We start from the raw sequence: 22,750 nt of genomic DNA, 5'->3' as shown, positions 1-22,750 counted from the left end.
CTCTCTTCTGTCTGTAAAAAAGCCAATATCTTCTGCCATTTGTTTTCATCTAAAAAAACCAACTTCATCCTCTTTCCTCTATAAATTATTCTCTCTATCCTAACATAAGATCAACACGACCTAGCACGGGATCCCCCTTAGACTAGCCACAGATCACCGGAGTGCGGCAATGGCTACTCAACTGGATGTGGAAGACATTCGAGGGATCCGATCGGTTGCTGAGGTGGCTGGTCTCTTTGCATCTCTGGGGTACGCTCTGGTGGGGCAACCGTTGGATATAGCAGCGCTGGAGCTACCCGCTGATTTTGACAGACCTCGGGCTGCATATTTCCTGGCGGAATATCGACAGCGGTATTTCCGTCAGGTGGTGCTGCTGCTTGAGTTTGAGGTAAAGCCCAGCCCTACAGGTCGCTTCCCTTCGGGGAAGTGGAATTTAATGAAAACAAACAAACTATGGCAGCCAGGGAAACTGGCGAAAGTTAGGTGGGCGCTTTTCCAAAAAGGCGCGTTTGCCCTCAGCAGCTTCTTCGGTCATGTAGAACAGCAACGTCGCATCTCCGGCCAGCTCCTGCAGCCCCACCTGCCCATCGCAGTCGGCGTTGAAGGCGGCTTTGAGGCAGCGGATGGCTAAGGGGCTGTGCTGGAGAATTTCTTGCGCCCAGCGGATCCCTTCAGCTTCTAGCTCTTCCACTGGCACCACGGCATTGACCAGACCCATCTCTAGGGCTTGGGCTGCGGTGTATTGGCGGCAGAGGAACCAAATCTCGCGGGCTTTTTTTTGCCCCACCACCCGCGCTAGGTAGGCGGCCCCAAAGCCCCCATCGAAGCTGCCCACCCTAGGGCCGGTTTGCCCAAAGATGGCATTATCGGCGGCAATGGTCAGGTCGCAGATGAGATGCAAAACATGGCCACCCCCAATGGCGTAGCCTGCCACTAGGGCAATCACCACCTTGGGCAAAGAGCGGATGATGCGCTGCAGATCCAGCACATTGAGACGAGGGATCCCGGCCTCATCCAGGTAACCGGCCTCGCCCCGTACGCTTTGATCCCCGCCGGCGCAGAAGGCGTACTTCCCATCGGTATGGGGCCCGGCGCCTGTTAAGAGCACTACTCCAATCCTGGGATCCTCTCGCACATCGGCAAACGCATCAATCAGCTCGGCAATGGTCTTGGGGCGGAAGGCGTTGCGCTTGTGGGGACGGTTGATGGTGATCTTGGCAATGCCATCCGTTTTTTCGTAAAGAATGTCTTCGTAGAGCTTGGCCGTCTGCCACATGGTGTCTGGGTGTATCTATTGGGATACCGGGCCAGGAGAGTTCCGTTTGGCTGATGGGGGCTCACTATGAGGAGCACCTGGGTACTCTGCACCGCTACCGCGAACGGCCTGAAAAGGCTAGGTAGAACGGTTGGTCGCTTGGATGAGGGCTTCCACCAATCCTTCCAAAGTATACTCCTGGGCTGCGATGTCCACTCGACCAAATGCAGCCTTGCAGGTTGCGGCCGTCTTGGGGCCAATGGCGGCAATCTGCACGGGTGGATCCCAGATCTCAGGGCCTAGCCCTGCCTGCTGGATCAAGTGGGCAAAATGCTGTACTGTCTTGGAGCTGGCAAAGGTGAGGATGTCCACCTGGTGGGCTTTAAGAGCTTCCAGGACCTGGGGATCCGCTGCTGCTGGACAGGCGGACTGATAGGCGGCCACCTCCACCACCTCTGCTCCTCGCTGCCGCAACCCCTGTACCAGCTCCTCCCGCCCTCCTGACTCAACGCGGGGAAAGAGGATGCGCTGCCCTGAGATCGGCTCCGGCCAAACTTGAAGCAGGGCCTCGGCCACAAACTCTTGGGGCATGAGATCGGGATGGATGCCGTACTGGGCGAGCACGGAAGCGGTCTTGGATCCCACCACCGCCACTTGCAGGGAGTGGAGTGCTCGGCTATCTCGCCCCTGCCGCTGCAGCCGCTCAAAGAAAGCCTGCACTCCATTGGCAGAGGTCAGCAGCAGCCAGTCGAATTGTTCCAGGTTGGCAATGGCTGTATCCAAGGGATCCCAGCTCGTGGGCGGCTGGATCACCAGGGTCGGCATCTCCAGCACCCGCGCCCCCTGGGCCTGCAGCAACTCACAAAAAGCTGGTGATTGCCCCTCAGAACGGGTAACCAGCACCGTCTTGCCTGCCAGGGGAGCCGGCGGAGGCAAAGGAGGGATCCCCGGCAAAAAGTCCTGCCGCAACCGGATCACCTCCCCGACCACCAGCAGACCCGGCAACTTCGCCTGACCCGCCTCCTGCTGCAGCTCCGCCAAGGTGCCTACCCACACCTGTTGCTCTGCTTGCCCCGCCCCCCAGATCAAGGCCACCGGTCGGTCTGCCGGGATCCCAGACTCCACTAGCCGTGCGCCAATGTGCTGTCGCTGCCGGGATCCCATCAAAATCACCAAAGTATCCAACTGGGCCAGGGCGCTCCAGGGCAAGGCCTCTAGATCGTGGGCAGTCAGCACGGCAAAAACGCGGCTTAAGTGCTTATCGGTCAGGGGGATCCCTGCCCAGAGGGGGCCAGCCAGGGCCGACGACAACCCCGGCCAAATCTCAAAGGGACAGCCCGCCTCCCTAAGGGCTTGGATCTCCTCGCGAGCGCGGCCAAAGATCAAGGGATCCCCTGACTTGAGGTGAACCACCTGTTTGCCTTCTCGGCAGCGCTGGATGAGCCAGTGGATGCCCTCCTGGAGGCTTCCTGGCCCAGAGCGTCGCCACACCTGCGCCTGCGGCGGCAACTCTGCCAACAAGCGCTCATCCACCAGCTCGTCGATCCAGATAGCCTCAGCCTGCCGTAGGATCTCCAGTGCTCCCTGCGTCAGGCCCGCCCGCCCGCCCAGCCCTGCCCCCACTAGATACACCTTGCCCATGCCCTACCCCTTGGAATGTCGATCTTGCCCCTTGTAAGAAGGGGATCCCGCTTGCTTTGCAAATATAAATCGAAGACGCCTCCCAACAGCTCCTCTTCCAAGGGGTGGCCAGCCTGAGGAAAAACTGGTCTACTTGCGAGATACTGAAAGCGTGGCCGCCTGAGGATCCCTGCCTATGTCCGGTGTAACTCCAGAGCCTTGGCCGCGGCGGCGTTTTTTGGCCAGTGGAGCTGCTCTGCTAGCAGTAGGAGCGGGCTCCCGCCCCTCTTCGGCCAGATCCCGGCCCTTGCGACTGGTCACCAACTGGTACGCCCAGGCCGAACACGGCGGCTTTTACCAAGCCCTGGCCACCGGCATCTACGCCGACTACGGTCTGCAGGTGGAAATCCGCATGGGGGGAACGGCGGTTAACGTGCTGCAACTGCTAGCCGGGGGAGCGGCAGATTTTGTGCTCGGCGGCAGCCCCGACGCTCTGGCGGCTCTGCAAGCTGGGATCCCTGTTCTCACCGTGGCCGCCTTTTTCCAGAAGGATCCCCAGTGTCTCTTGGCCCATCCAGGGGTGGGCATCGAGCGCCTGGAAGACCTGCGGGGCAAGCCTATCTGGGTGTCACCGGGGGCCAACCTCACCTACTGGCCTTTTTTGCGGGCCAAATTTGGCTTTACCGACGAGCAGAAGCGCCCCTACAACCTCAGCCTCACGCCCTTCTTGCTGGACAAGTCTTCTGCCCAGCAGGGCTATGTGACCTCCGAGCCCTTCCGCGTGCGCCAGGAGGGGGGCTTTGATCCCGTCGTTTTTCTGCTGGCCGACTACGGCTATTCCCCCTACGCCACCACCCTGGAGACCACCCGCCCCTTTGCCGAACAGCACCCGGAGCAGGTGCGAAAATTTGTAGCTGCCTCCATCCAGGGCTGGCAGAGCTACCTAGAGGATCCCCGCCCCGGCAATCGCCTCATCCGCCAAGACAACCCCAACATGAGCGAGGCCCTCCTGGCCTACGCCCACCAAGCCCTAAAAGACTACGGCCTTCTCACCAGTGGAGATGCCGCCACGCTGGGGATCGGCGCCATGACCCACCAGCGCTGGCAAACCTACTTTCAGGAGATGGTGGCCCTGGGGATCGGCGCAGCGGGTCTGGAGGTTCGCCAAGCCTATACCCTCGACTTCCTCCCCGGCCCCACTGCCTAAGGGATCCCCACTTCCATCGCCGCCAAACTGTGCAAAAGTGGGGATCCCTGCATCCCCAGCTCATGGCGCCGGTGCATTTGGTTTGTCAGCAAGTAGGCCAAAGGTGGGTGGCCGCTCAGCCGTTGGCGGGGGTGGGGCAGATGGTCGTTGCCGAACTGGTGGCGGTACTCCTCCGAGTCGATAAAGGCATTGACCATGGCCTGCAAGCCCTGGTGCACCAAAATGTCGTGGTAGGCGGCCACCTCCTCCTTGCTGGCCGGGGCCCGTCCCAAAAAGTGCTTGAAGCCCTGCTCTACACAGCGGGTGTTGCAGCCGGCACTGAAAAAGAGTTGCCGGTAGAGCCGGGATCCCCCAATCTGGCGAACCAAGCGCTTAATCCCGATCCGCCCCCGCAAGAAGTCCTGCTCGATTTTCTCCAGCTCTCCTGTTTTCTCGTGCTGGTAGGGCTGGCGTTCCAAAAGCTGTTGGTAGGCAGCCCGCAACAGGTTTTGCAACGTTTGCGGATCCCGCTGGCGTGGTTCCATGGCAATAGCTCCCAATCGACAGAACTGACAAAAACAGACAAAACGAGGGGCTACTTTAAAGAAATGGCCAAGAGAGTAGCGAATGGCTCAATACGCTTTTACGGCAAACTTCAGCACATCCTTCTGTAACAAAATTGCCAATAAAAGACCGTGAAGGTTCTACTTAAGATTTACCTTGCCGACAGAACGACCGGGGGAGATCTGCGATAAATATTTACGAAAGGATTGTCATTTTCTCCAATTTACGTGATTTCACTTTGTAACTTTCTAGCCGATAAAAAAATTCCGTGTTTATTCGTAGTTAAGTATTATGACACTTCCATCCAGAATAACCTGCTCCAGATCCAGAATATAAGTTAAGTAAAGAATGCAGCCTCTCCCAGGGTCACAGGTGCAGGGCTCATCATTTGAAGTGCTCTGGTGAAGTGCTCTGGTTTGATTGACTGGGGACTCAGGTGTTGCTGTAGACCTGCAAGGGGGCTGCAGGGGAAGGGATCAATACAATTTTTGTGATTGGTTTGCGTTGCTTATGCAGTAGATCTTGCCCGCCGGGGTTTCTTGCCTGCCCTTAGCGTTTGGATCCCATCTATGGTTAAACAAATCCGGCTAGAGCCTTTATCTCGCGTCTCAGAGGTCGATACCTACAGCAATCTTCTGTCGGCTATTTTGTCGGAGGAGCTGCATGTCTCGCGGGAATGTAGTGGTCGCGGCATCTGTGCCACCTGTCATGTTTACGTCAAAGAGGGAATGGAAAGCCTCACTCCCATCACCCCCCGCGAGGCCAAGACTCTGGAGACCATTACCAGCGCCCGCAGCAATTCCCGGCTGGCCTGTCAGGCGCGGGTGGTTTCCGATGGCGTGGTGGTGGAGCTGCCGCCGGGGATGTACGTGAACTCGCTGAGGGATATCGAAGTGCTCATCGGTCGGCGGGCCGAACAAGACCTGCTGCACCCACGGACGGGGAAGGTTTTGGTGGAGCAGGGCAAGATCATCACTCGCTCTACTGTTAAGCAGCTAGAAAATGAGGACTTCCGCATCATTGGCAATACGCTGGCCCAAACTCGGGAAGTTTGATGGATTGTCGATATTCAGGGATCCCTTGGGCTCAGCGGGCATTGTCTTATAGACAATCAACCAAGGATTGAACAATGTTGGATCCCTCGAATAGCCGACTAAGTTTATCAAATGTTTAGCTATTCATTTCATTGGCTCATTGGCCCATTTGCATCGTCTGACTCGATTATCGATCCCTTAAATCCCACCGAATCCTGTTGCATCGCGATCTAGACTCATCTGTTTTTTGTCAGGAGAGCACCATGGTCACCACTCCATCTCGACCGGATCCCCGTCCTGCAGTCACCCTGCCTGTGGGCCGTGACAAGCATGCTCACTACAGTTACCGCGATTTCTTTCGCTTCAACCGAGATCAGGGCACGATTATCGATTGGAACAACACCCAAAATCTGCTGTTGAGCGAAGACTTTATTGTGGGCCTGCAAACAGGCTTGGAACGGGAGGTGGGGGATGCTTCGGCGGCGGTGATGTACACCATTGGCAGAGATTGGGGCATCCGCGATGCCAAGCACTTCTCCGAGTGGTACGAGCGGGAGTATGGGATTGGCGTAAAACAGTCCAACCTTTTGTTTTTGCTGGAGACTTGGTGGTGGCCTTTTACGGCTCAGGGCTGGGGCAAGTGGGAGGTGGAAACCGAATCCAAACAAAAAGGCTTCCTGTTTATCAACTTGTTTGACTCGATGGTGGCTCGCACCCTAGGGGATGTGGGCAAGCCGGTTTGTCATCTCTATGCCGGGCTATTTGCCGGGTTTTTCACCGCTATGACTTCCCGCGAGCTGGCCTGCATCGAGATCCAGTGCTACGCCATGGGGGAAACCTACTGCAAGTTCCTGTTGGGCGGGCAAGAACGCATTGATGCCGCCAATTTTTGGATCACCGAAGGGGCCAGCGCCCGCGAGATCGAGCAGCGTTTGCACCAGTTGTGAGGCTTGCTTGTGGCTTTTGAAGGCTCTCTGGGATCCCTCGACACTTTGGAGAAACGCCCATGGTCACCTTCAACTTAGACACCGATCTGGACTTAACCCAGCCGCTGGCGGTCTTTTTGCAGGGGTTGAACTGGGATAACCGACCCCCGGCCAAGGCTCCCTTTGCTCAAGAGCCGCCGCCGCAGTCCCCCATGCTCTTTGCCCAATCGGTGGGACAGTTTTTTGCCGGCTTCAATTGGTCGGGCATCTGCCCACGCTCAGAGCCGCTGCCGGAATTGCCGGCAGAGGATCCCTTTACTCTTGAGGATTTTGCCGCCTTGTTTGGCGGAGCTTTGCTCTAGCTCTGGTTTGTTCAGGGCTCTCAGTTGTGCTCTCTCGATCCGTGCTCTAAGGAGACTTCACCCATGGATGACCTTCACTCTTGGCCGGAGCGCATTGCCGATCGAGAAGGGGGTTACCTAACACCCGACGATCTGCAAGACCTGATTCGTTACTCGCTCTCTTTTGAAGAACGGCTGGAGCTCTACCAAGTCTTACAACAGCAGGAGCTGACCTGGATCCAAAAGGTTTTGCAACAGCAGGGGCCAACCCCCGTCGCGACAGCGTTGCCCAGCAGCAATCCCGCCAGAGAGGGGGCAGAACCTTCTCTAACCCCGGCTCAGCGCCTCTTGGCTCGTCAATTGGCCTTTTGCTTGCGCTCCCTGGGCCTGAGCCTGTTGATAGGGGATCCCACCCTTGTGCAGCAGGTAACTCTTGGTGCGATGGAACAGTACCTAGGGTTGCCGCAAGCGCTCGCTCAGCTACGGGCAGTGGTTCAGGGATCCCTGCCAGCGGATCAGCAGGGTTTGCTTGCCCCCTACTGGCAAGAGCTACAAGCTGTCTGCGCCACTTCTCAGGCCCAGTTCCCTTCCCCCTCTTCTTCTAGGTCTGAGGCCGAGGTTGACCTGCCCACAGTTCCGCCGGAGCGGGCTCTCACCTTGGCGGAAATGTTTGTGTGAAGCCCACTGAAGGAGGCTCTATCTATGAATTCAAGGGTTGCCGAGCTGATGCAACAAAGCGAAGGCCGCTATCTGCGCCCGGACGAGTTGAAAACTCTACACGCCTACGTGGAAGGGATCCCGAGGCGGGTACGCCTTTACCAGGTTCTCCAGGCCAAAGAACAAGAGTTGCTGGATCGGGTGATGGAGAAGTTTCAGCCGATGATGCCGAATTTAATCCGCCAGCATGGTCACCTGGCCTGGGAGCGCTGCCGCCGGGATCTGAGCATGGTGTGGCGCTACTGCTGCATGGCCATGCTGCTCAACGACGAAGACTACCTGAGGGATAAATTGCTCTACTGGCTGGAGACGATCCTGAAATCGTTCAAGATGCGCGACCAATGCCAGCCTGCCTACAAGTTAATGCTCGACTCCCTGACCTACATCTTTGGAGCAGAAGAGAGCGAAATGATCCGCCCTTATCTGCTTTTGGCCAAATCCATGCTGGTTAACTGAGTCCATTCGCCCTCAATCTATTCACCAAAGTTCCCTGCGCCCTCCGATAGCGACCTCCTTCTCCCGATTTACTGTATACAGCTTATACAGCTCACTCCTTAATCATTCATTCCCTCACGCCAAAAATTCCAGCCGCTCCCCAATCTATCCATCCCCGCCCTCTTGTCCACCTGACTGCGAGAATAGCCATGATCTCCCTGCAAGAGATTCTGCAAGACCAGATCTTGCCTGGGCACTGCTTTAGCCCTGCCTACTACATCCGCCCTGACATCCACACCGGACTGCTCTACAGCCGCGGAGGATACCGCTTGGCGGCCTTTCCCATGCCCCTGCTGGAAGCTCTCTACTCCGGCCTGCGCTATGAAACCGGCCAAGCCACCCGCGTCATTCTCTACAACTGTGGCCGCGATTGGGGAGAGGCGTTTTTCCGCCGTATTGAAGACGAGCTTTCCGGCTACTACCAGCAGCCGCTGCAGGAATTGCCGATGGGGATCTTCCTGGATGCCCTCAGCGATCTCTGGGCCACCCACGGCTGGGGACGCCTGGAGCTGGACTTTTCCGCCGCCGACCACGGCTTGGTTCAAGCCGGGATCCGCCATTCCGGGTTTGCCCTGGCCGCTCGCGCCAGCTTCAACCCGGAGGAACCTTCTGCACGGCGAGAGCCTGCCGGATATTTGGAGGCGGGAATGCTGGCCAGCCTCTTCTCCTTGCTTTCGGGGCGGGATCTCATCTGCGTACAGACCACCTGCGAATCCCTGGGGGCCGATCTCAACCGCTTCCTCATCGGCACGGCTCAGCGGCTGCACCACTGCGAGGAATGGGTGCGCAAGGGCCTCTCCCACGACGAGATTTTGGATCGGCTCACGGCCAGTCCCTAGAAAGGGATCCCTGGCCAGAGCTGTTTTCAGGGGCTCGCTAGGGCAGGTAGGGCTGAAAATCTTGGGTGACTGTCAGCGTCAAGTTGGCATTGGCGTCGATCACCGCCACTTCCGGCGCCGTTACATTGCCGATGACAGCCCCTGCCGCCGCTCCGCCCAGCACTTTCTCCGTCGAGATCACCCGGTCGCCGAAGAGGCCCCCCAAAATCGCTCCTGCGGCTGCCCCGATCAAGGCATCTTGCACAATCGCTTCCCCGGAAGTGTGGCGGGGATCCTTGCGCAGCGGGATAACCTGGCTCTGAGCGTAGAGGGGGTAGGATTGGCCGTTGAAAATCAAAGCCCGCGAAACAAACTGGGTGCCGCCGCTCACCGGCTGAAATTGGCCTTCCAAAACAGCCCCCGCCGGGACGACCATGTTGCCGTAGATGTCCCGCAGAGGGGTATCCAAGCTAAGGCTGACGGCGCGGGTTTCCCCAGGGGCAATCAAGAGGGTTTCTGGGGAGCGATGCACCGCCTGGATCAGATCCCCAGAGCGCAATAGCAACGTGGTTTGCAGTTGAAAGGGCTGGCCAGGTTGCAGGGGTTGAGGGCCAGGGGGAAGGGGGCGAGGATTCACAGGACGCCATCCTTCTCCAGGAGGCGGTGGTGGCAAGGGCCCCATTTGCGCCAAAACTGGGGCGGCCATCTGTGCCGAGAGCAATCCACCAAGCAGAGGAGCCAACAGGCGGCTGGCTGGGTTGGTCATGGTCTTACCCCCATTCATTATTCCTACGTTAGCTGCAAACCGGCCAAAGTCGGGAACAAAAGCTTTCCTGGCCTCACTATCGTGATCAAAGCCAACTGAATGGGAGATGGGCTACCTTGGGTGAGCAGATTCCGCTGCTCTTCGCTCCAGATAGAAGTACGGAAAAACGCTAGGGTTGCCCACTCTGGGATCCCTGCTGTCCATGTTAGATTAGGCCCTAGGTTTCTCCCCCTGCGTGGGGCCGAAGTCTTGCAGCATCCCAACCCTCTTCTTGTAGCTATGAAGCGCAGAACATCCATGCCGGGCCAGCCCTCTCCCGGGTCAGAAGCTTCCGCCCAACCTGCTCAATCCTCTTTCCAGCCTTTTGCCATCTCCACTTGGAAGTCTCTTCTCTCGTCAGTGCTGCTGGTGCTGCTGGGCATTGGGCTGGGAGCGGCTCTGGTGGGGGGCAAGGGGGTATCTGCCCAGACGACGGCAACCCCGCCCCAACTGAACCTGAATTTCATCGCCGATGTGGCGCAAAAGGTGGGGCCGGCGGTGGTTCGCATCGATGCTGAGCGGACGGTGCGCGCCCCTGCCCCTTTTCCGGAGGAGTTTTTCAGCGATCCCTTTTTCCGGGATTTCTTTGGCCAAGCGATCCCTTCCATCCCTCGGCAGCGGCGACAGCAGGGAACCGGCTCTGGGTTCATCATCAGCCCAGACGGCCAGATCATCACCAATGCCCATGTGGTCGAGGGATCCGACAAGGTAACGGTGACGCTCAAGGATACCCGCAGCTTTGATGGGCAGGTAATCGGTTCGGATCCGGTTACGGACATCGCCGTGGTGAAGATCAACGCCCAGAACCTGCCGACCGTGAAGCTGGGGCGCTCGGAAACCCTGGAGCCGGGCCAGTGGGCCATTGCCATCGGCAACCCCCTGGGTTTGGATAACACCGTTACGGCTGGGATCATCAGCGCTTTGGGCCGTTCCAGCGGGGAGATTCGGGTGCCTGACAAGCGGGTATCTTTTATCCAAACGGATGCGGCCATTAACCCCGGCAACTCCGGCGGCCCGCTGCTCAACGCTCAAGGGGAGGTGATCGGGGTGAACACCGCCATCATCCAGGGAGCGCAAGGGTTGGGCTTCGCCATCCCCATTGAGACGGCCCAGCGGGTGGCCAATCAGTTGATCACTCGCGGCAAGGTGGATCACCCCTACCTGGGCATCCGCATGCTCACGCTGACTCCAGAGCTGAAGGAGCGCCTCAACCAGGATCCCAATAGCCGCATTTTGATAACGGTGGATCAGGGTGTACTGATTGGCGAAGTCATCCAGGGATCCCCAGCGGAACGGGCAGGGCTGCGGTCTGGGGATGTCATTCTCTCCATCAATGGTCGTGCCGTAACCACAGCCGATCAGGTGCAACAGGAGGTGGAGCGCACTGAGGTGGGCAGCACCCTGGAGCTGGAGATCGAGCGAGCCGGGCGGCGACAGAAGATCCGCGCGGTAACAGGCTCTTTCCCGGCCCCCAGCGGAGGCTGATCGCGCCAGCGGGACGGAGTCCTTTTGGACGTTGTTCACCACCCCTCCGATCGCGCCAGCGGGACGGAGTCCTTGACCCCAGCGACACAGCAGGGTTGTTCTCAATGGGGGTGAACTTCCCTCTTCCCCTGGGAGAGGGGCTGGGGCGGTGCTGATCGCGCCAGCGGGACGGAGTCCTTACACTTGGGCTATTTCAAACCAACTTGCAGTGACCGTACTGGCGATCTCTACGGTTGGTTCTTGCAGTTACGGCTCAGGGAAAATAATGGTTTAATGGTGACTTAACAGTCGAAACTTCCTGGCCCAGGCCGGAACGCTCTCGGCAGGGCCCCTTGATCTTGAGTTTGGGATCCCTTCTCCCCTTGCCTATGCTGAAAACCACTCGTCGCTTGGCTTTGCTGGCCCTGTCGGGGCTGGCAGCTCTTGTTCTCACTCCCCAAGGGGGCCTCGCCAAGCCCATTACCGTCGGCTCCAAGGACTTTACCGAGCAGTTTATTTTGGGGGAAATGTACGCCTTAGCCCTGGAGGCGGCAGGGTTCACGGTGGAGCGCAAGCTCAACCTGGGCGGAACACCGGTAGCCCATGCGGGCTTGTTGAGCGGCGAGATCGATCTCTACCCCGAGTACACCGGCACTGGCCTGCTGACAGTGCTCAAGTTGCCCAGCAGCGGCGACCCGGCAGAGGTGTACGCGACGGTGGCCCGCGAGTACGAGAGCCAGTTCCAACTGATTTGGCTGGATCCCGCCCCCCTGAACAACACCCAGGCCCTGGCCATGACCCGCGCCAGAGCGGCTGAGCTGGGCATTGCCACCATCTCGGACATGGTGGCCAAAGCGGGCGAGCTGGTGATGATCGGGCCGCCGGAGTTTCAAGCCCGCGAGGATGGCCTACCTGGGATCCAAGCCGTCTACGGTAATTTCCGGCTCAAGGCCTACAAAGCAGTGGATCCCGGCCTCCGCTACCAGGGCTTGGTCAATGGGGAAGCGGATGTGGCAGTGGCCTTCGGCACCGATGGAGAAATTGCCGCCTTTGACCTGGTGCTGCTGGAGGATGACAAGCAGCTTTTCCCCCCCTACCAGGTGGCGCCGGTGGTGCGCAAGGACACCCTAGAGGCCAACCCCGGCATTGCCGCTGCCTTAAATGCCCTTTCCCCCCTGCTGACGGACGAGGTGATGCAGCGGTTGAACTACGAGGTGAGCGGCAACCGCAAGGAGCCGGCGGAGGTGGCCAGAACTTTCTTGGTGGAAGCCGGCATTCTCAAGAAATAACCTTGCCTGTTGCATGAGACCCTGAGGTGAGCACCGTCGAGTTCGAGCGGGTATCGCTGCGCTTTCCCCACAGTTCCCAGCCGGCTGTGGAGGAGTGCAGTTTTTCCATAGAATCGGGCCAGTTGGTGGTCATCCTGGGGCCTTCTGGCTGCGGCAAAACCACCCTTCTGAAAATGGTGAATCGCTTGCTGGATCCCACCCAGGGGCAGATTCGCTTGGACGGGCGGGATATCCGCCAGTTTCCCATCACGGCTCTGCGGCAGCGGATCGGCTATGTTATCCAGCAATCGGGGCTGTTTCCCCACATGACGGTGGCCCAGAATGTGGCGGTAGTGCCGCGACTTTTGGGATGGGCGAAGGAGCGCATCCGCGAGCGGGTGGACGAGCTGCTCAGCTTGGTTAATTTGCCCCCCCACGAGTACCGCCACCGCTACCCTGCCCAACTGTCGGGTGGACAACAGCAGCGGGTGGGGCTGGCGCGGGCGCTGGCCGGGGATCCAGGGCTGCTGCTGATGGACGAGCCCTTTGGGGCCATCGACGCCATTACCCGCAGCAAGCTGCAAGAGGAGATCCTGCGCCTGCAACGGCAATTGAAAAAAACCATCCTGTTCGTCTCCCACGATGTGGAAGAGGCGCTGCGCCTGGCGGATCGCATTTTGGTGATGCAGAAGGGGCGGGTGGTGCAGTTCGACACTCCCTTTCGGCTGCTCACCCAGCCGGCTACTCCCTTTGTCAGGGAACTGCTGGGGGCAGATGACATGGTACGGCAGTTGAGTGTGCTGCGGGTGGAAACGGCGATGGCCGGGATCCCGCACAACCACAAAATCCAAGAGGGAGCGATGGTGAGGCCCCAGGCCACTTTGCGGCAAGCCTTGTCCCTGCTGTTGCGCACAGGGGCGGCAGCCCTGACGGTGTGGGAGGACGGGCGGGCCATCGGCGTTTTGACCTTGGATCACATTCGCAGCTTGGCCATGCTGGAGGGGGGATCCGCGTGAGCTATCTCCTCAACCACCCCGGCCTGATGTGGCAGCTCACCCAAGAGCATCTGGCGATGGTGGGGATGACCTTGGGCATGGCGGTGGTGCTGGCGGTGCCGCTGGCTCTGCTGGTTCACCACGTGCGCTGGTTGGCCCTGCCGGTCATGGGGATCCTCAGCATCCTGTACACAGTGCCCAGCCTGGCTTTGATCATTTTGTTGGTGCCCTGGCTTGGCCTCAATGCCCGCTCGGTGGTGGTGGCGATGGTGATCTACACGCAGGTGATCTTGGTGCGCCATTTTTGCGTGGGCCTGCGCTCGGTCGAGCCTGCCATCCTGGAAGCTGCCAAGGGCATGGGGATGAACCTCTGGCAACGGTGGTGGCAGGTGCAGGTGCCGCTCATGCTGCCCATTGTTTTGGCAGGGCTGCGGCTGGCGGCAATTGTGGCCATTGCCATTGCCACCGTGGGCGCCAAGTTTGGGGCAGGGGGACTGGGAACCCTGCTGTTCGATGGCATTGCCCAGGCCGGTCGCTACGACAAGATCTGGGCCGGATCCCTGGCGGTGGGATCCCTGGCCTTGCTGGTGAACACAGCCTTGCTCAGCCTGGAATGGGCGGCCCGTCGTGGCTGAGGGGGTAGACTTAAGGACTCCGTCCCGCTGGCGCGATCGGGCAGGTTTATCCTCTAGTTGTGTGGGGCGAAACTGGGTGTAGCATGGGTGAGCAACCAGGGACTCCGTCCCGCTGGCGTGAGCGGGTGAGAGATTGGTCATCCCGCGCCGATTGGGAGCTGATGGAAGCGCTCAAGGCGGGGCAACCTGCTGCTCTGGCTGCGCTCTACGATCGCTATGCCGGCTTGGTCTATGGGCTGGCCTTCAAGATCCTGGGCCACGTGGCCGAGGCAGAAGACCTGACTCAGGAGGTGTTTGTCGAGCTGTGGCGCAAGGTTGGCTGTGATCCAAGGACTCCGTCCGAGTCGCGCGAGCGGCGGGGATCCCTGAGCAGTTTTTTGTGCATCCTGACCCGCTCGCGGGCCATTGACCGTCTGCGTTCTCAGGGCAGCCACCAACTTCTTTTGAAACGCTGGCAGACCATTCTCAGCGCCGATCGCGTCAGCGGGACGGAGTCCTTTAGCAAGACTCGGTTCCCTTTTGAGCAGGTTTCCATCGAGGAGCGGCGGCAAGCGGTGCAAGCGGCCCTCAGCCAATTGCCCGAAAACCAACGGCAGATCCTGGAGTTGCTCTATTACCAAGGGTTGAGCCAGGCGGACATTGCTCGCCAATTGGGGATCCCGTTGGGGACGGTTAAGACCCGCTCTCGCCAAGCTCTCTGCAAATTGCGGGGATCCCTGCGCGCCCTTCTGGGTTTCTGCTCGCGTTAGCGGGACCGCGTCCTTTCGCGTCAGCGGGACGGAGTCCTAGGTTTGGAGTTGAGTTCTGGTGTCGGGATGGCCATGTCTGATCGCGTCAGCGGGACGGAGTCCTTTCGCGTCGGCGGGACGGAGTCCTTATCCACCTCGCCCCCTTTAACAGAGGAACGGGAAGAACTGGCCGGCTATCTGCTGGGGGACTTGTCTCCCGAGCAGGCGAGTGCTCTAGAGGCACGCCTAACTCAAGACCCTCGGCTGGTGGCCGAACTGCAAGCCTTGCAAGAAACCTTGGAGTTGTTGCCCTACGGATTGCCAGGAGTGCTCCCGCCCGCCAGCTTGCGCGACCAGGTGATGGCAGAGGTGGGGGCTATGGGCTTGCGCGAACAGGAGATGGCCATCCCCCTTCACTCCCCATTGCCTGCTTTTGGGGTGGGGTGGCGCTGGTTGGGAGGCTTGGTGGCGGCAATTTTGGTTCTGCTCAGCTTAGACAACTGGCGACTGCGGCAAGCTCTGCAACTGGCCCAGCTAGAATCGGTGCGGGCATTATCCCATCTCCTGCAACAGCCGGGATCCCGTCTGGTGCATTTGCAGGGGGAGGTGGGGACGGCCAATGTGCTGTTTCGCCCAGGAGACTGGCAGGAGGTTATCTTGGCCGCACGGGATCTGCCCCAACCGGTGGCGGGGGAGCGCTACTCCCTCTGGCTCAAGCTGGATAATGGCGAGTTCCTCCACTGTGGTGACTTTCAGGTGGATGCTCAAGGCTCTGCTCTGGTGGCCCTACGCCCATCCCGCACGTTGCCGGCAGGTACCCGCGCCCAAGAGCTGCTGGTCGCGACCGGTTCCCGCCAACTGCCCGCTCGCGCTACTCGGACGGAGTCCTTGAAACCCCTTCTGACGGGCAAGGTGTGAGGTGAGAGGAAGGGTTGACCTGCGGAGGTTGGCTGTGCTGGTGGGGGCGCTACTGGCCCTTCTGGCCTTGTGGTGGACGGATCCCACGCCAACAACCCTAAGCCAATACGTTACTTCTTTGCAGGAGCGCACTCCTTCTCAACTCCACAACATTCGCCGAGCCGTCCAAAGCCTGGATGGAGTTTACATCATGCCTGCGACACGCTCACGGGAACAGGCAGAAGTGATTTTTTCCTTCAACCAAGTGGTGGGGCCGCGCAGCCTGGAACGAGGCTATGTGCCCGCGCCGGTGTTTATGGTGGCCGAAACCCTGGATTCGGTTGGGGGAGGAATCTGTCAGGTGTCCTCTAGCCTTTACAATGCCGCTCTGTTGGCAGGGCTGGAGGTGGTGGAGAGGCACCCCCATTACCGGCAGGTAGAGTCGGTGCCCCCTGGCTTAGATGCCACCGTTTGGTACGGCTTGGCCGACCTCAAGCTGCGCAACCCTTTCCCCTGGCCGGTGCGCGTACGAGTTCAGATCCGCGGCCCAAACCTGATTGTGTCCGTGCTGGGACGGGGATCCCGCCACGCCCTGAGGATCCCACCCATCCGTGTAGAGGGGCACCGGCTGGATCCCCAGCATTTGCAGGTGAGCGTGTATCGGGGTAACGAGCGCCTCTCCCAAGATCGCTATGTCGTTGCTCCCTAGCCTCTCATCGCGCCAGCGGGACGGAGTCCTTTTTTCGCCCCATTGGCCCCCTACTTCAGCGTCTCAGGAGCAGCTCCCCAGCAACCTCCACACAGGGATCCATGTTAATTTCTACACCAACATGGTTAGCGACAGGGTCGGCGACAAGCCTCAAACCCTGATTCTTCCGTTGACCCGGTCGATCCCGCTCTGGGCAAGGGTTTCAGGCCCCTCGGCGGAGAAAAATAAGGGGAAATTGCAGCCGATCGCGCCAGCGGGACGGAGTCCTTTCGCGCCAGCGGGACGGAGTCCTTAAACGAGACCCTGTCGATCTAGGCCCCTGGATCCCGCTCTGGGCAAGGGTTATAATCGGCGAGAGTCGCTTCCCTTCGGGGAAGTGGAATTAATGGAAACACTCAAAGCAGACGGCCCAAGCGTTGCCGCAATTCGGTGGCAGCCAGCTCTAGGTGCTCGGGGGTGTAGCCGGTGGTTTCTACTCTGACAGCGAGGTGGGTGTCCTGGCTCTCGTGGAGATGAACCCACAAAATGTGGCGACCATCTTCGGTTCTGCGGTTGGCGGCTTTGACGCCGTTTTTGGGGGCAGCGTAGGCGTTTGAGTCGTAGCGAACCAGATCTACCCAGGGAAGGTCGCGCAGGAGCTTTTCCACCTTGACCCAACTGCGAGGACGGTGATGGCTGCTGTCGCTCCGCAATTGGATGACCTGGGAGCGATCTCGACCGGAATCGGGGAGAGCCGCCCGCGGGATCCGCGGCTGGACTTGCGGCTGTAAGTAAGGTAAATACACCAGAGATTTATATTGCTCGTGGATGTAGCAGACCGGGATCCCCAATTGACTGCCCACCACGGCCATGATCATGGCCTGGGCTTTGAAGCCCCCGGTGGCGGCGAAGGTGACGATCCCCTTGGCGCTCTCTGCCAACTGTTTCAACAGCTCGGCCATCCGCTCCAGGGAGGATCCCTCTAGCTCGTAGTTAACGCCGGGGAGGGGCACCAGCGAAACCTGTTGTTGGCCCAGCGCTTCTTCAAAAAAGAGCTGCAAAATCTGGGCACACTCCAGTCCTTCAGAGGTTTCGGAGTAAAGCAAAATCAAGGCATCCTGGGGAGTGGGATCCAGCCGGTAGTAGGTATTGGTTTCGGCGCTGATTAGTTCCAAATCTGTCTTTTTCATCCAGGCCAAGGCCCGTTCCGGATCCCCGATGGTTTTTTGGCCGACCCAAGGGCGTTGTGGTTGCAGGTTTTTGTCCGGGTTGGTGAGCAAAGAGGTGCCCACCGTCATGATGATGGTCTGCATGAGTTATCCCCTAACTTTCTCGCAGTTTTTAAGGGCTCCATCCCCTCTCGCAATCAGAGCAGCCTTACTCTGCGAACTCTGCCATCTTCCCTTAAGTCGAGTACCTCTACCTCCACTTCTTGCCCCACCGTCAGGGATCCGGCCCGTTTCGGCTCTTTTTGGGTGAGCTTGATATTCGTATTCACGATTTGGAAGGTAACTTCGTTGCCCTTGATATTCGTGATGCTGGCCTTGAGGTGTTGCCCAATTTTGAAGCGGGCCTTGGTAGAAGCTGCTGCATTTTCAACTTGGGGCTGAGCCTGCTTTTGTTCAGGTTGCTCTTTGGGCCGCAGTGCCTCTGGCTGGGGCTTGGCCTCGCCGCCGCGGGAATGGGTCGGACGACCGCCATTGGGATCGGGAGGGGACGGGATCTCGCCGATCGGCACTCCCCCATCTTTGTAGTAGCGGGCCAGGCGGGCGGCCCAGCCCAGGATCTGCAGCATCTCAGCCGGCCTATCCTGCAGAGATTGCAAGTACTTTTTACAGGTTTGGTCGATGAGCCGGTAGTAGCGTGGGGTTTCGTTGCTGCGGTGGAGGCCAGTTTCTCGCACCAGCTCGCCGGTGAATCGGAAGAAACGGGATCCCGCGTCAGGGTGATGGGCGACCGAGCGCAGATAGGCGATGCACTTGCTCAACTCGTCGACATCCACCCTTTCTTTGGCCAAGGTCATGGCGATGCCGTGGGCGAGATCCCAAGATTGGGGGCTGAGATCGACAGTGTCTGACAGCATGGGGGAACCCTCAGTACACTCCGGTGGGTGGCTCGCGCAGAGCAGTGGGACTCAGGATGGCGGCCAATCGCTTGAGTTGTTCGGGCAAGATGTAGCCCTGGGCAGCTCCAATTTGCTCTTGCACAAAGGCTTGGAGGCGTTTTCCTTCCAGGGTATCGGCTTCTGGGGGATCGTAGCGGCTGTAGCGATCTTTTAGGTTGCCGGGCCGCTCGATCTTGTCGAGGGTGACCTGCAGGGATCCCAGGCCCACGGGCTTGCCGCCCCCCACCTTCAGCAGCATGGAATGCTTGGGATCCTGCCCCAAGACCGTGAGCAAGGTGCCCAGCTCAGCAGGGGTGAGGTTTTTGAAATGGATTTGGGTTTTGAAAACCGTGTTTTGCATCGCTTGCTGGGTGGGTGTTCCCCTTGAACTGCCCTGCAAAGCTTTTTTGTGGGTGTAGTAGAACTTGCGTCCAATGACTTTGCCGTTTTCCTTTTTAAAGTAAGCTTTGCACTGATCCGGGCGAGGACAGTACAGCGGGGGCAGGGATCCGCCACCCGATCCGGTGCCGGTGGCAATGGCATCCCTGAACTCCACCAATCCCTGCCAGTTGAGAGCACCGAAAACGCGGCTGGCCGGACAAAGCTGCTCTTTGTTGCGGCAGGGGTGCCGCTCTGGGGGGATCCGATTTCGGTACTCGCTCATCATCACCGCCAGGGTGCTGTTGGTGATCGCCTCATACATGGCCCGGATGGCCCCCTTGAGGGAGCTGCCCTGGATTTTAAGCCTTCCGTTGGGAGTGGTGGTCATGGTTTTGAGCACCGGGATCCCTTTGACTCCAACATCGCTGCCCAAGGCCAAGTGGCCGGTGGAGATGTGGACGGCAGTCTGCACCGTCAGGGTGAGAAAGAGGGTGCCGTGCAGCTTATCGGCGTGGAACTTGGCGTGGCCGGCGGGCCGCTCCAGCTTGGGGGGCTGGGTGGGAAACGGGATCAGCTCGTAGGGTTTGGGAAACACGGTTGGTTTGCCTCCACTGGGAAACACGGTTGGTTTGCCTCCACCTCGACTGCTGTTGCCGGCAGACGATCTTGCAGATGCGGCCTGGTTGGGCAATGGGCGAGGGCCTTGGGGGGTCATGGTCACCTCGGAATCAGGGCAATAAAGTGAACGCGGGCAGTTCGCTCATCTCGGAAGTAGCGCTGGCCCACCTTGAGATCTTGGGGATGGCTGAGGGGCTTGGGAAAGCGGGTTTCTCGATTTTGGGATCCGTACAGGTCGGCTGCGTGATCCTCCCACCGCCACTCTCCCGGCAGAGGGATAAAGGAGTCCGGGGGAGCTTGGATCCCCAGATACAGCAGATCCCAGCCGTGGGGGGTGCTTTTCCAGCGCAGTTCCCCTTGTTGGGAGAAAACTTGCCCCTCTGGACAGACGGGATCCGCCGGGATCCCCACCTGAATGCCGCTGACTCGATGGGGCCAGCGCAGAAAGGAGTAGGTTTTTTCAGAAGTGGAAAAACAGGCCGAGAGCACTTGGGAAAGCGAGGGCTCCCCCCCGTCTCGAATCCTGAGCGAGGCGACGTAGGCTGGTTTCATACGGCTTTGGCCTCCGCTTGCAGGAGTTTGGCCCAACTGTTTACGGCGGTGGCGAGCAGATGTTCCACCTTGGCCTCAGACGTCTGATCCCAGGTCAGCCGCGCCCCAAATCCCAAAGGCATCGGCTCTGCTCCCACCGGCACCGCTTGGCAATCGGGTTGGGGAAAGCCGTATTTGCCCGCCTCTTCGGGGGTTAAGAATTCGCCCGCCCCCAACAGAGATCCCCGGGGCCAGACCAGGGGGGATCCCAGCAGTCGAATCTGGTTGTTTGCCTCATCCACCAGGCAGCCCGGATAGTCCACCACCGCCCACTCGTACTCAACCCGAACGGTGCCCATGCCGCGGGACTTGGCAAAGCCGATGCCAAACCAGCCTTCATCCAGATCCCGCAACGCCAGTCCCAGCAGACCCAGTTGGGCCAGGGTAAAGTTTTTCAGGTGGATCTTGGTTTGAAAGGATCCCTCTACGCACACTTGATACCTGAACGGCCCCACCGCCACTGAGCCGAAGACGCGGTCGATGGCCACCCCATTACGTTCCTCCAGGCGCAGAGGGGTTCCCGGCTTGGGATAGGCATCTTCGATGCGGACCCGGCTGGCGATGGCTGTGTTGCCGAACATCTGATCCGTAAAGGAAGAAAGGGCGTAAACCTGGTGGGGCTCTTCAATTTTTTCCAGCCATTGATTGGCCTTTTGGTCGAGGGGATCGCTGGCCCAGAGTTTGAAGCCTCCCCCCTCAGGACGTCTGTCGCTGCCCACCGTTCGGACGATGCGCTCCGCATGGGCGCGAATTGCCCCTTTGAGGGAGCTGCCGGGAAAATAGACCGTTCGCCCGCCGCCGTGATAGGTTTCGACGAACTCCATATCCGGCTTCGTCGGGTCAGCCCCTTCTTTGCCCGCCTTGATGAGAACAGGGCCATCGGGCTTGAGGGTGAGGCAGAGGGTGCAATGGTTAACGTAGCGTTTGTGCATAGCCTGGGATCCTTCACACCAGAACAGGAGCTTTTGGTTGAGGGGCTTGGGGCGGCAAGCAGTCTGTCCAGTTTGTCAACCGATAGGGGTGGAAAACGCTGACCGTATCGCCAACCGTTGTAGAGTCCATGAAGACCATCGGGATCCCTCCTGACATGAAATAGGGCTAGCGGCGGGGGCCGACCGATTGCCGTTGAGAGGCCGTTGTTAATTTGGCAACCAGGGCTTCCACCCAGTCTTGGCGCAAAGCGGCAGCCTGCTCCGGGCTGAGCGGCTGTCGGGATCCGGCCACCAGCTCTTGAAGGTAGGCCAGCAGCCGTCTTGGATCCCCTTCCGAGTCGAACCAATAGATTGCCGAGATCTGCAGGCGGACAACCCCCAAGCCACGGGAGCGCCCCCCTCCCAGGGGGATCTGTTCCGTTTCCAATTGGTGCAGGCCAATGGCCAAGAGGCCCAGTTCCCATTCCTCGGCATTTTCGACGACGGCATGAAACCGGAAGGGGGTGCTGGCAGGCACCACTTGCAAGTCGTACAGCTTGCCATCTGCCGCCGTTTCCGTATCCCGATCGATGGCCACGCCATCCCGCTCTTGGTACTGGCCAAACCAGGCTTCCGGCACCACGGGCAAATCTCGGATCTGCACCTTGCCGGCCAACCAAGGGGATCCAAACACCTGCGAGACCCAGTCGGTGGCCTCAATGAGCTTTTGAGTCAGAGCCGCATCGTCCCCTTTGTAGTCATTTTTAATTTGGTTGATGATCTGAAATTGCTCGCTGCTGGTCAATTCGCCGGGATCCCTGGCCAGCTCTGGGTTGATGCCCCGCAAGAAACTTTCCAGGCGAGAGCGCATCGCCCCCTTCAAACTGGAGCCGGGAATGAGCGGACGGCCCAGCGCATCCTTGAGAACCGGCAAATCCGAGCCGATGGGTTCGGTGGAGCGGCCCACCCCGATGTGCAGAGCGGTCACGGTGGTGAGGGTGCCGGTGATTTCCAAGCGGTTTTTGAAAACGTCGAACATTGTTCCCTCAAATGGCTGCTCAAGTTAAGGCTTGTACTGCAGAGGTTTGCCATTCCCGAAGCGAGACGGAGCCCTTAATAAAACTCAAGAGGATCCCTAGGATCTGAGCAATTTCTGAGATAAAGTACTCCCTGTCATCGATAAAGAGTTGGTCACCCTCGAGTTTTGCAAATCGCCAGTTGGTTCCTGAGGTTACTGCTCCATAGACACTGTCTACTTGAGAATTGGAGTTCTTGTTAAAGACCTGTGCCCCCACCATACCGGCAACGCACTGGCCCAGACCCCCGATCAAGTCTTCTTTTTTGGCCTCAACGATAATCACCACCGGATCTTGAATGTAGAGTTGGAGAGGGGATAGGCAAATGATGTAGTCGCATAGGCCCACCAACCCCCTCTCGGGATCCACGTTGAATTCCTTGCCGGAAAACAGCGAGATTTGATCCCGACATAGGTACTTCACCTCTCCCAGCACAGGGGCGATGATAAACTCGGAGCGGGCTTTTTCGCTGTTGACCGAGGTGGCCAAGCCGAGATAGCGATCTAGGGTTATTTTCAAGTAATCGGAGCACTCAGTCGGTGGAACCTCTGCAAACAGGCCATGGATGATTCTTGACCTGAGCTGAAAGGTCGAAATGGCTCTCTCAAGGGTAAAACTGCTGTAGGTCACGGT

At 59.1% G+C, this 22,750-nt stretch carries 25 protein-coding genes; 14 read left to right on the top strand and 11 right to left on the bottom strand.

The annotated features are described in order from the left end of the window. Nucleotides 1–451: 451 nt before the first annotated feature. Nucleotides 452–1,276 (bottom strand): 1,4-dihydroxy-2-naphthoyl-CoA synthase, encoded by an 825-nt coding sequence (gene menB, locus ACVWY8_RS07415; RefSeq protein ID WP_011432215.1) that lies wholly within the window; start codon nucleotides 1,274–1,276, stop codon nucleotides 452–454. Nucleotides 1,277–1,393: 117 nt separating this feature from the next. After that, nucleotides 1,394–2,896: a uroporphyrinogen-III C-methyltransferase gene (cobA, locus tag ACVWY8_RS07410; RefSeq protein ID WP_457393568.1), complete on the bottom strand. Its 1,503-nt coding sequence runs from the start codon at nucleotides 2,894–2,896 to the stop codon at nucleotides 1,394–1,396. Between the two features lie 175 nt (nucleotides 2,897–3,071). Here cobA and ACVWY8_RS07405 point away from each other — a divergent pair, with 175 nt between their 5' ends. After that, nucleotides 3,072–4,082: an ABC transporter substrate-binding protein gene (locus ACVWY8_RS07405; protein ID WP_414344061.1), complete on the top strand. Its 1,011-nt coding sequence runs from the start codon at nucleotides 3,072–3,074 to the stop codon at nucleotides 4,080–4,082. Here the strand turns inward: ACVWY8_RS07405 and ACVWY8_RS07400 are convergent. Then, nucleotides 4,079–4,606, bottom strand: a complete 528-nt coding sequence (locus ACVWY8_RS07400) for a phycobilisome rod-core linker polypeptide (RefSeq protein ID WP_414331885.1) — start codon at nucleotides 4,604–4,606, stop codon at nucleotides 4,079–4,081. The genes ACVWY8_RS07405 and ACVWY8_RS07400 overlap by 4 nt on opposite strands. A 588-nt stretch (nucleotides 4,607–5,194) precedes the next feature. Between ACVWY8_RS07400 and ACVWY8_RS07395 the strand changes: the two genes are divergently transcribed. The 6 genes from ACVWY8_RS07395 (at nucleotide 5,195) to ACVWY8_RS07370 (ending at nucleotide 8,977) form a co-directional block, all read left to right on the top strand. Next, on the top strand, nucleotides 5,195–5,680 hold the full coding sequence (locus ACVWY8_RS07395) for a 2Fe-2S iron-sulfur cluster-binding protein (protein WP_457393570.1): 486 nt from the start codon (nucleotides 5,195–5,197) through the stop codon (nucleotides 5,678–5,680). 242 nt (nucleotides 5,681–5,922) lie between these two features. After that, nucleotides 5,923–6,606, top strand: coding sequence for a V4R domain-containing protein (locus ACVWY8_RS07390; RefSeq protein ID WP_414389955.1), 684 nt, complete (start codon nucleotides 5,923–5,925; stop codon nucleotides 6,604–6,606). Nucleotides 6,607–6,665: 59 nt separating this feature from the next. Beyond that, a complete protein-coding gene (locus ACVWY8_RS07385; protein ID WP_414331880.1) occupies nucleotides 6,666–6,947 on the top strand; it encodes a hypothetical protein in 282 nt (93 codons plus the stop codon). Nucleotides 6,948–7,010: 63 nt separating this feature from the next. Continuing rightward, nucleotides 7,011–7,604 carry a hypothetical protein gene (locus ACVWY8_RS07380; RefSeq protein ID WP_457393572.1) on the top strand — a complete coding sequence of 198 codons (594 nt, stop codon included), beginning with the start codon at nucleotides 7,011–7,013 and terminating at the stop codon, nucleotides 7,602–7,604. Nucleotides 7,605–7,628: 24 nt separating this feature from the next. Further along, complete coding sequence (locus tag ACVWY8_RS07375; protein ID WP_414331876.1) at nucleotides 7,629–8,099, top strand: globin family protein; 471 nt, start codon at nucleotides 7,629–7,631, stop codon at nucleotides 8,097–8,099. 188 nt (nucleotides 8,100–8,287) lie between these two features. Beyond that, on the top strand, nucleotides 8,288–8,977 hold the full coding sequence (locus tag ACVWY8_RS07370) for a V4R domain-containing protein (RefSeq protein ID WP_414407805.1): 690 nt from the start codon (nucleotides 8,288–8,290) through the stop codon (nucleotides 8,975–8,977). Nucleotides 8,978–9,014: 37 nt separating this feature from the next. Here the strand turns inward: ACVWY8_RS07370 and ACVWY8_RS07365 are convergent, their stop codons facing one another. Then, nucleotides 9,015–9,722, bottom strand: a complete 708-nt coding sequence (locus ACVWY8_RS07365; RefSeq protein WP_414417465.1) for a hypothetical protein — start codon at nucleotides 9,720–9,722, stop codon at nucleotides 9,015–9,017. 279 nt (nucleotides 9,723–10,001) lie between these two features. On the opposite strand from ACVWY8_RS07365, the gene ACVWY8_RS07360 reads away from it, so the two are divergent. From ACVWY8_RS07360 to ACVWY8_RS07330, 7 genes are all read left to right on the top strand, one after another. After that, complete coding sequence (locus ACVWY8_RS07360; RefSeq protein ID WP_414428240.1) at nucleotides 10,002–11,246, top strand: HhoA/HhoB/HtrA family serine endopeptidase; 1,245 nt, start codon at nucleotides 10,002–10,004, stop codon at nucleotides 11,244–11,246. A 368-nt stretch (nucleotides 11,247–11,614) separates the two neighbouring features. Beyond that, on the top strand, nucleotides 11,615–12,514 hold the full coding sequence (locus ACVWY8_RS07355) for a glycine betaine ABC transporter substrate-binding protein (protein WP_414351318.1): 900 nt from the start codon (nucleotides 11,615–11,617) through the stop codon (nucleotides 12,512–12,514). A 26-nt stretch (nucleotides 12,515–12,540) separates the two neighbouring features. Beyond that, entirely contained in the window at nucleotides 12,541–13,509 is a 969-nt protein-coding gene (locus tag ACVWY8_RS07350; protein ID WP_457393574.1) for an ABC transporter ATP-binding protein, read from the top strand. Further along, nucleotides 13,506–14,123, top strand: coding sequence for an ABC transporter permease (locus ACVWY8_RS07345; RefSeq protein WP_414344038.1), 618 nt, complete (start codon nucleotides 13,506–13,508; stop codon nucleotides 14,121–14,123). The genes ACVWY8_RS07350 and ACVWY8_RS07345 overlap by 4 nt, the downstream gene beginning before the upstream one ends. Nucleotides 14,124–14,206: 83 nt before the next feature. Beyond that, nucleotides 14,207–14,872 (top strand): sigma-70 family RNA polymerase sigma factor, encoded by a 666-nt coding sequence (locus ACVWY8_RS07340; RefSeq protein WP_049749556.1) that lies wholly within the window; start codon nucleotides 14,207–14,209, stop codon nucleotides 14,870–14,872. A gap of 72 nt (nucleotides 14,873–14,944) precedes the next feature. Next, nucleotides 14,945–15,769: an anti-sigma factor domain-containing protein gene (locus tag ACVWY8_RS07335; RefSeq protein ID WP_457393576.1), complete on the top strand. Its 825-nt coding sequence runs from the start codon at nucleotides 14,945–14,947 to the stop codon at nucleotides 15,767–15,769. A gap of 1 nt (nucleotide 15,770) precedes the next feature. After that, nucleotides 15,771–16,457 (top strand): VanW family protein, encoded by a 687-nt coding sequence (locus tag ACVWY8_RS07330; RefSeq protein WP_457393578.1) that lies wholly within the window; start codon nucleotides 15,771–15,773, stop codon nucleotides 16,455–16,457. 395 nt (nucleotides 16,458–16,852) lie between these two features. Here ACVWY8_RS07330 and ACVWY8_RS07325 read toward each other — a convergent pair whose 3' ends face one another. The 7 genes from ACVWY8_RS07325 to ACVWY8_RS07295 form a co-directional block, all read right to left on the bottom strand. Further along, nucleotides 16,853–17,749, bottom strand: a complete 897-nt coding sequence (locus ACVWY8_RS07325; RefSeq protein WP_457393580.1) for a putative CRISPR-associated protein — start codon at nucleotides 17,747–17,749, stop codon at nucleotides 16,853–16,855. Between the two features lie 53 nt (nucleotides 17,750–17,802). Next, complete coding sequence (locus tag ACVWY8_RS07320; protein WP_099887206.1) at nucleotides 17,803–18,519, bottom strand: hypothetical protein; 717 nt, start codon at nucleotides 18,517–18,519, stop codon at nucleotides 17,803–17,805. 10 nt (nucleotides 18,520–18,529) lie between these two features. Continuing rightward, nucleotides 18,530–19,516, bottom strand: a complete 987-nt coding sequence (locus ACVWY8_RS07315) for an RAMP superfamily CRISPR-associated protein (protein ID WP_457393582.1) — start codon at nucleotides 19,514–19,516, stop codon at nucleotides 18,530–18,532. Between the two features lie 122 nt (nucleotides 19,517–19,638). Next, entirely contained in the window at nucleotides 19,639–20,091 is a 453-nt protein-coding gene (locus ACVWY8_RS07310) for a hypothetical protein (RefSeq protein WP_414329487.1), read from the bottom strand. Then, a complete protein-coding gene (locus ACVWY8_RS07305; RefSeq protein WP_457393584.1) occupies nucleotides 20,088–21,062 on the bottom strand; it encodes an RAMP superfamily CRISPR-associated protein in 975 nt (324 codons plus the stop codon). Before ACVWY8_RS07305 ends, ACVWY8_RS07310 begins: the two co-directional genes overlap by 4 nt. A gap of 166 nt (nucleotides 21,063–21,228) precedes the next feature. Next, nucleotides 21,229–22,080, bottom strand: a complete 852-nt coding sequence (gene csx7 / locus ACVWY8_RS07300; protein WP_011432239.1) for a type III CRISPR-associated RAMP protein Csx7 — start codon at nucleotides 22,078–22,080, stop codon at nucleotides 21,229–21,231. Nucleotides 22,081–22,099: 19 nt separating this feature from the next. Next, entirely contained in the window at nucleotides 22,100–22,747 is a 648-nt protein-coding gene (locus ACVWY8_RS07295) for a hypothetical protein (RefSeq protein WP_414329367.1), read from the bottom strand. Nucleotides 22,748–22,750 lie beyond the last annotated feature (3 nt).

The organism is Thermostichus sp. OS-CIW-32, assembly GCF_054060415.1.
Note: the sequence above shows the minus strand (reverse complement) of the source record. Positions and strands in the feature narration are given on the sequence as shown.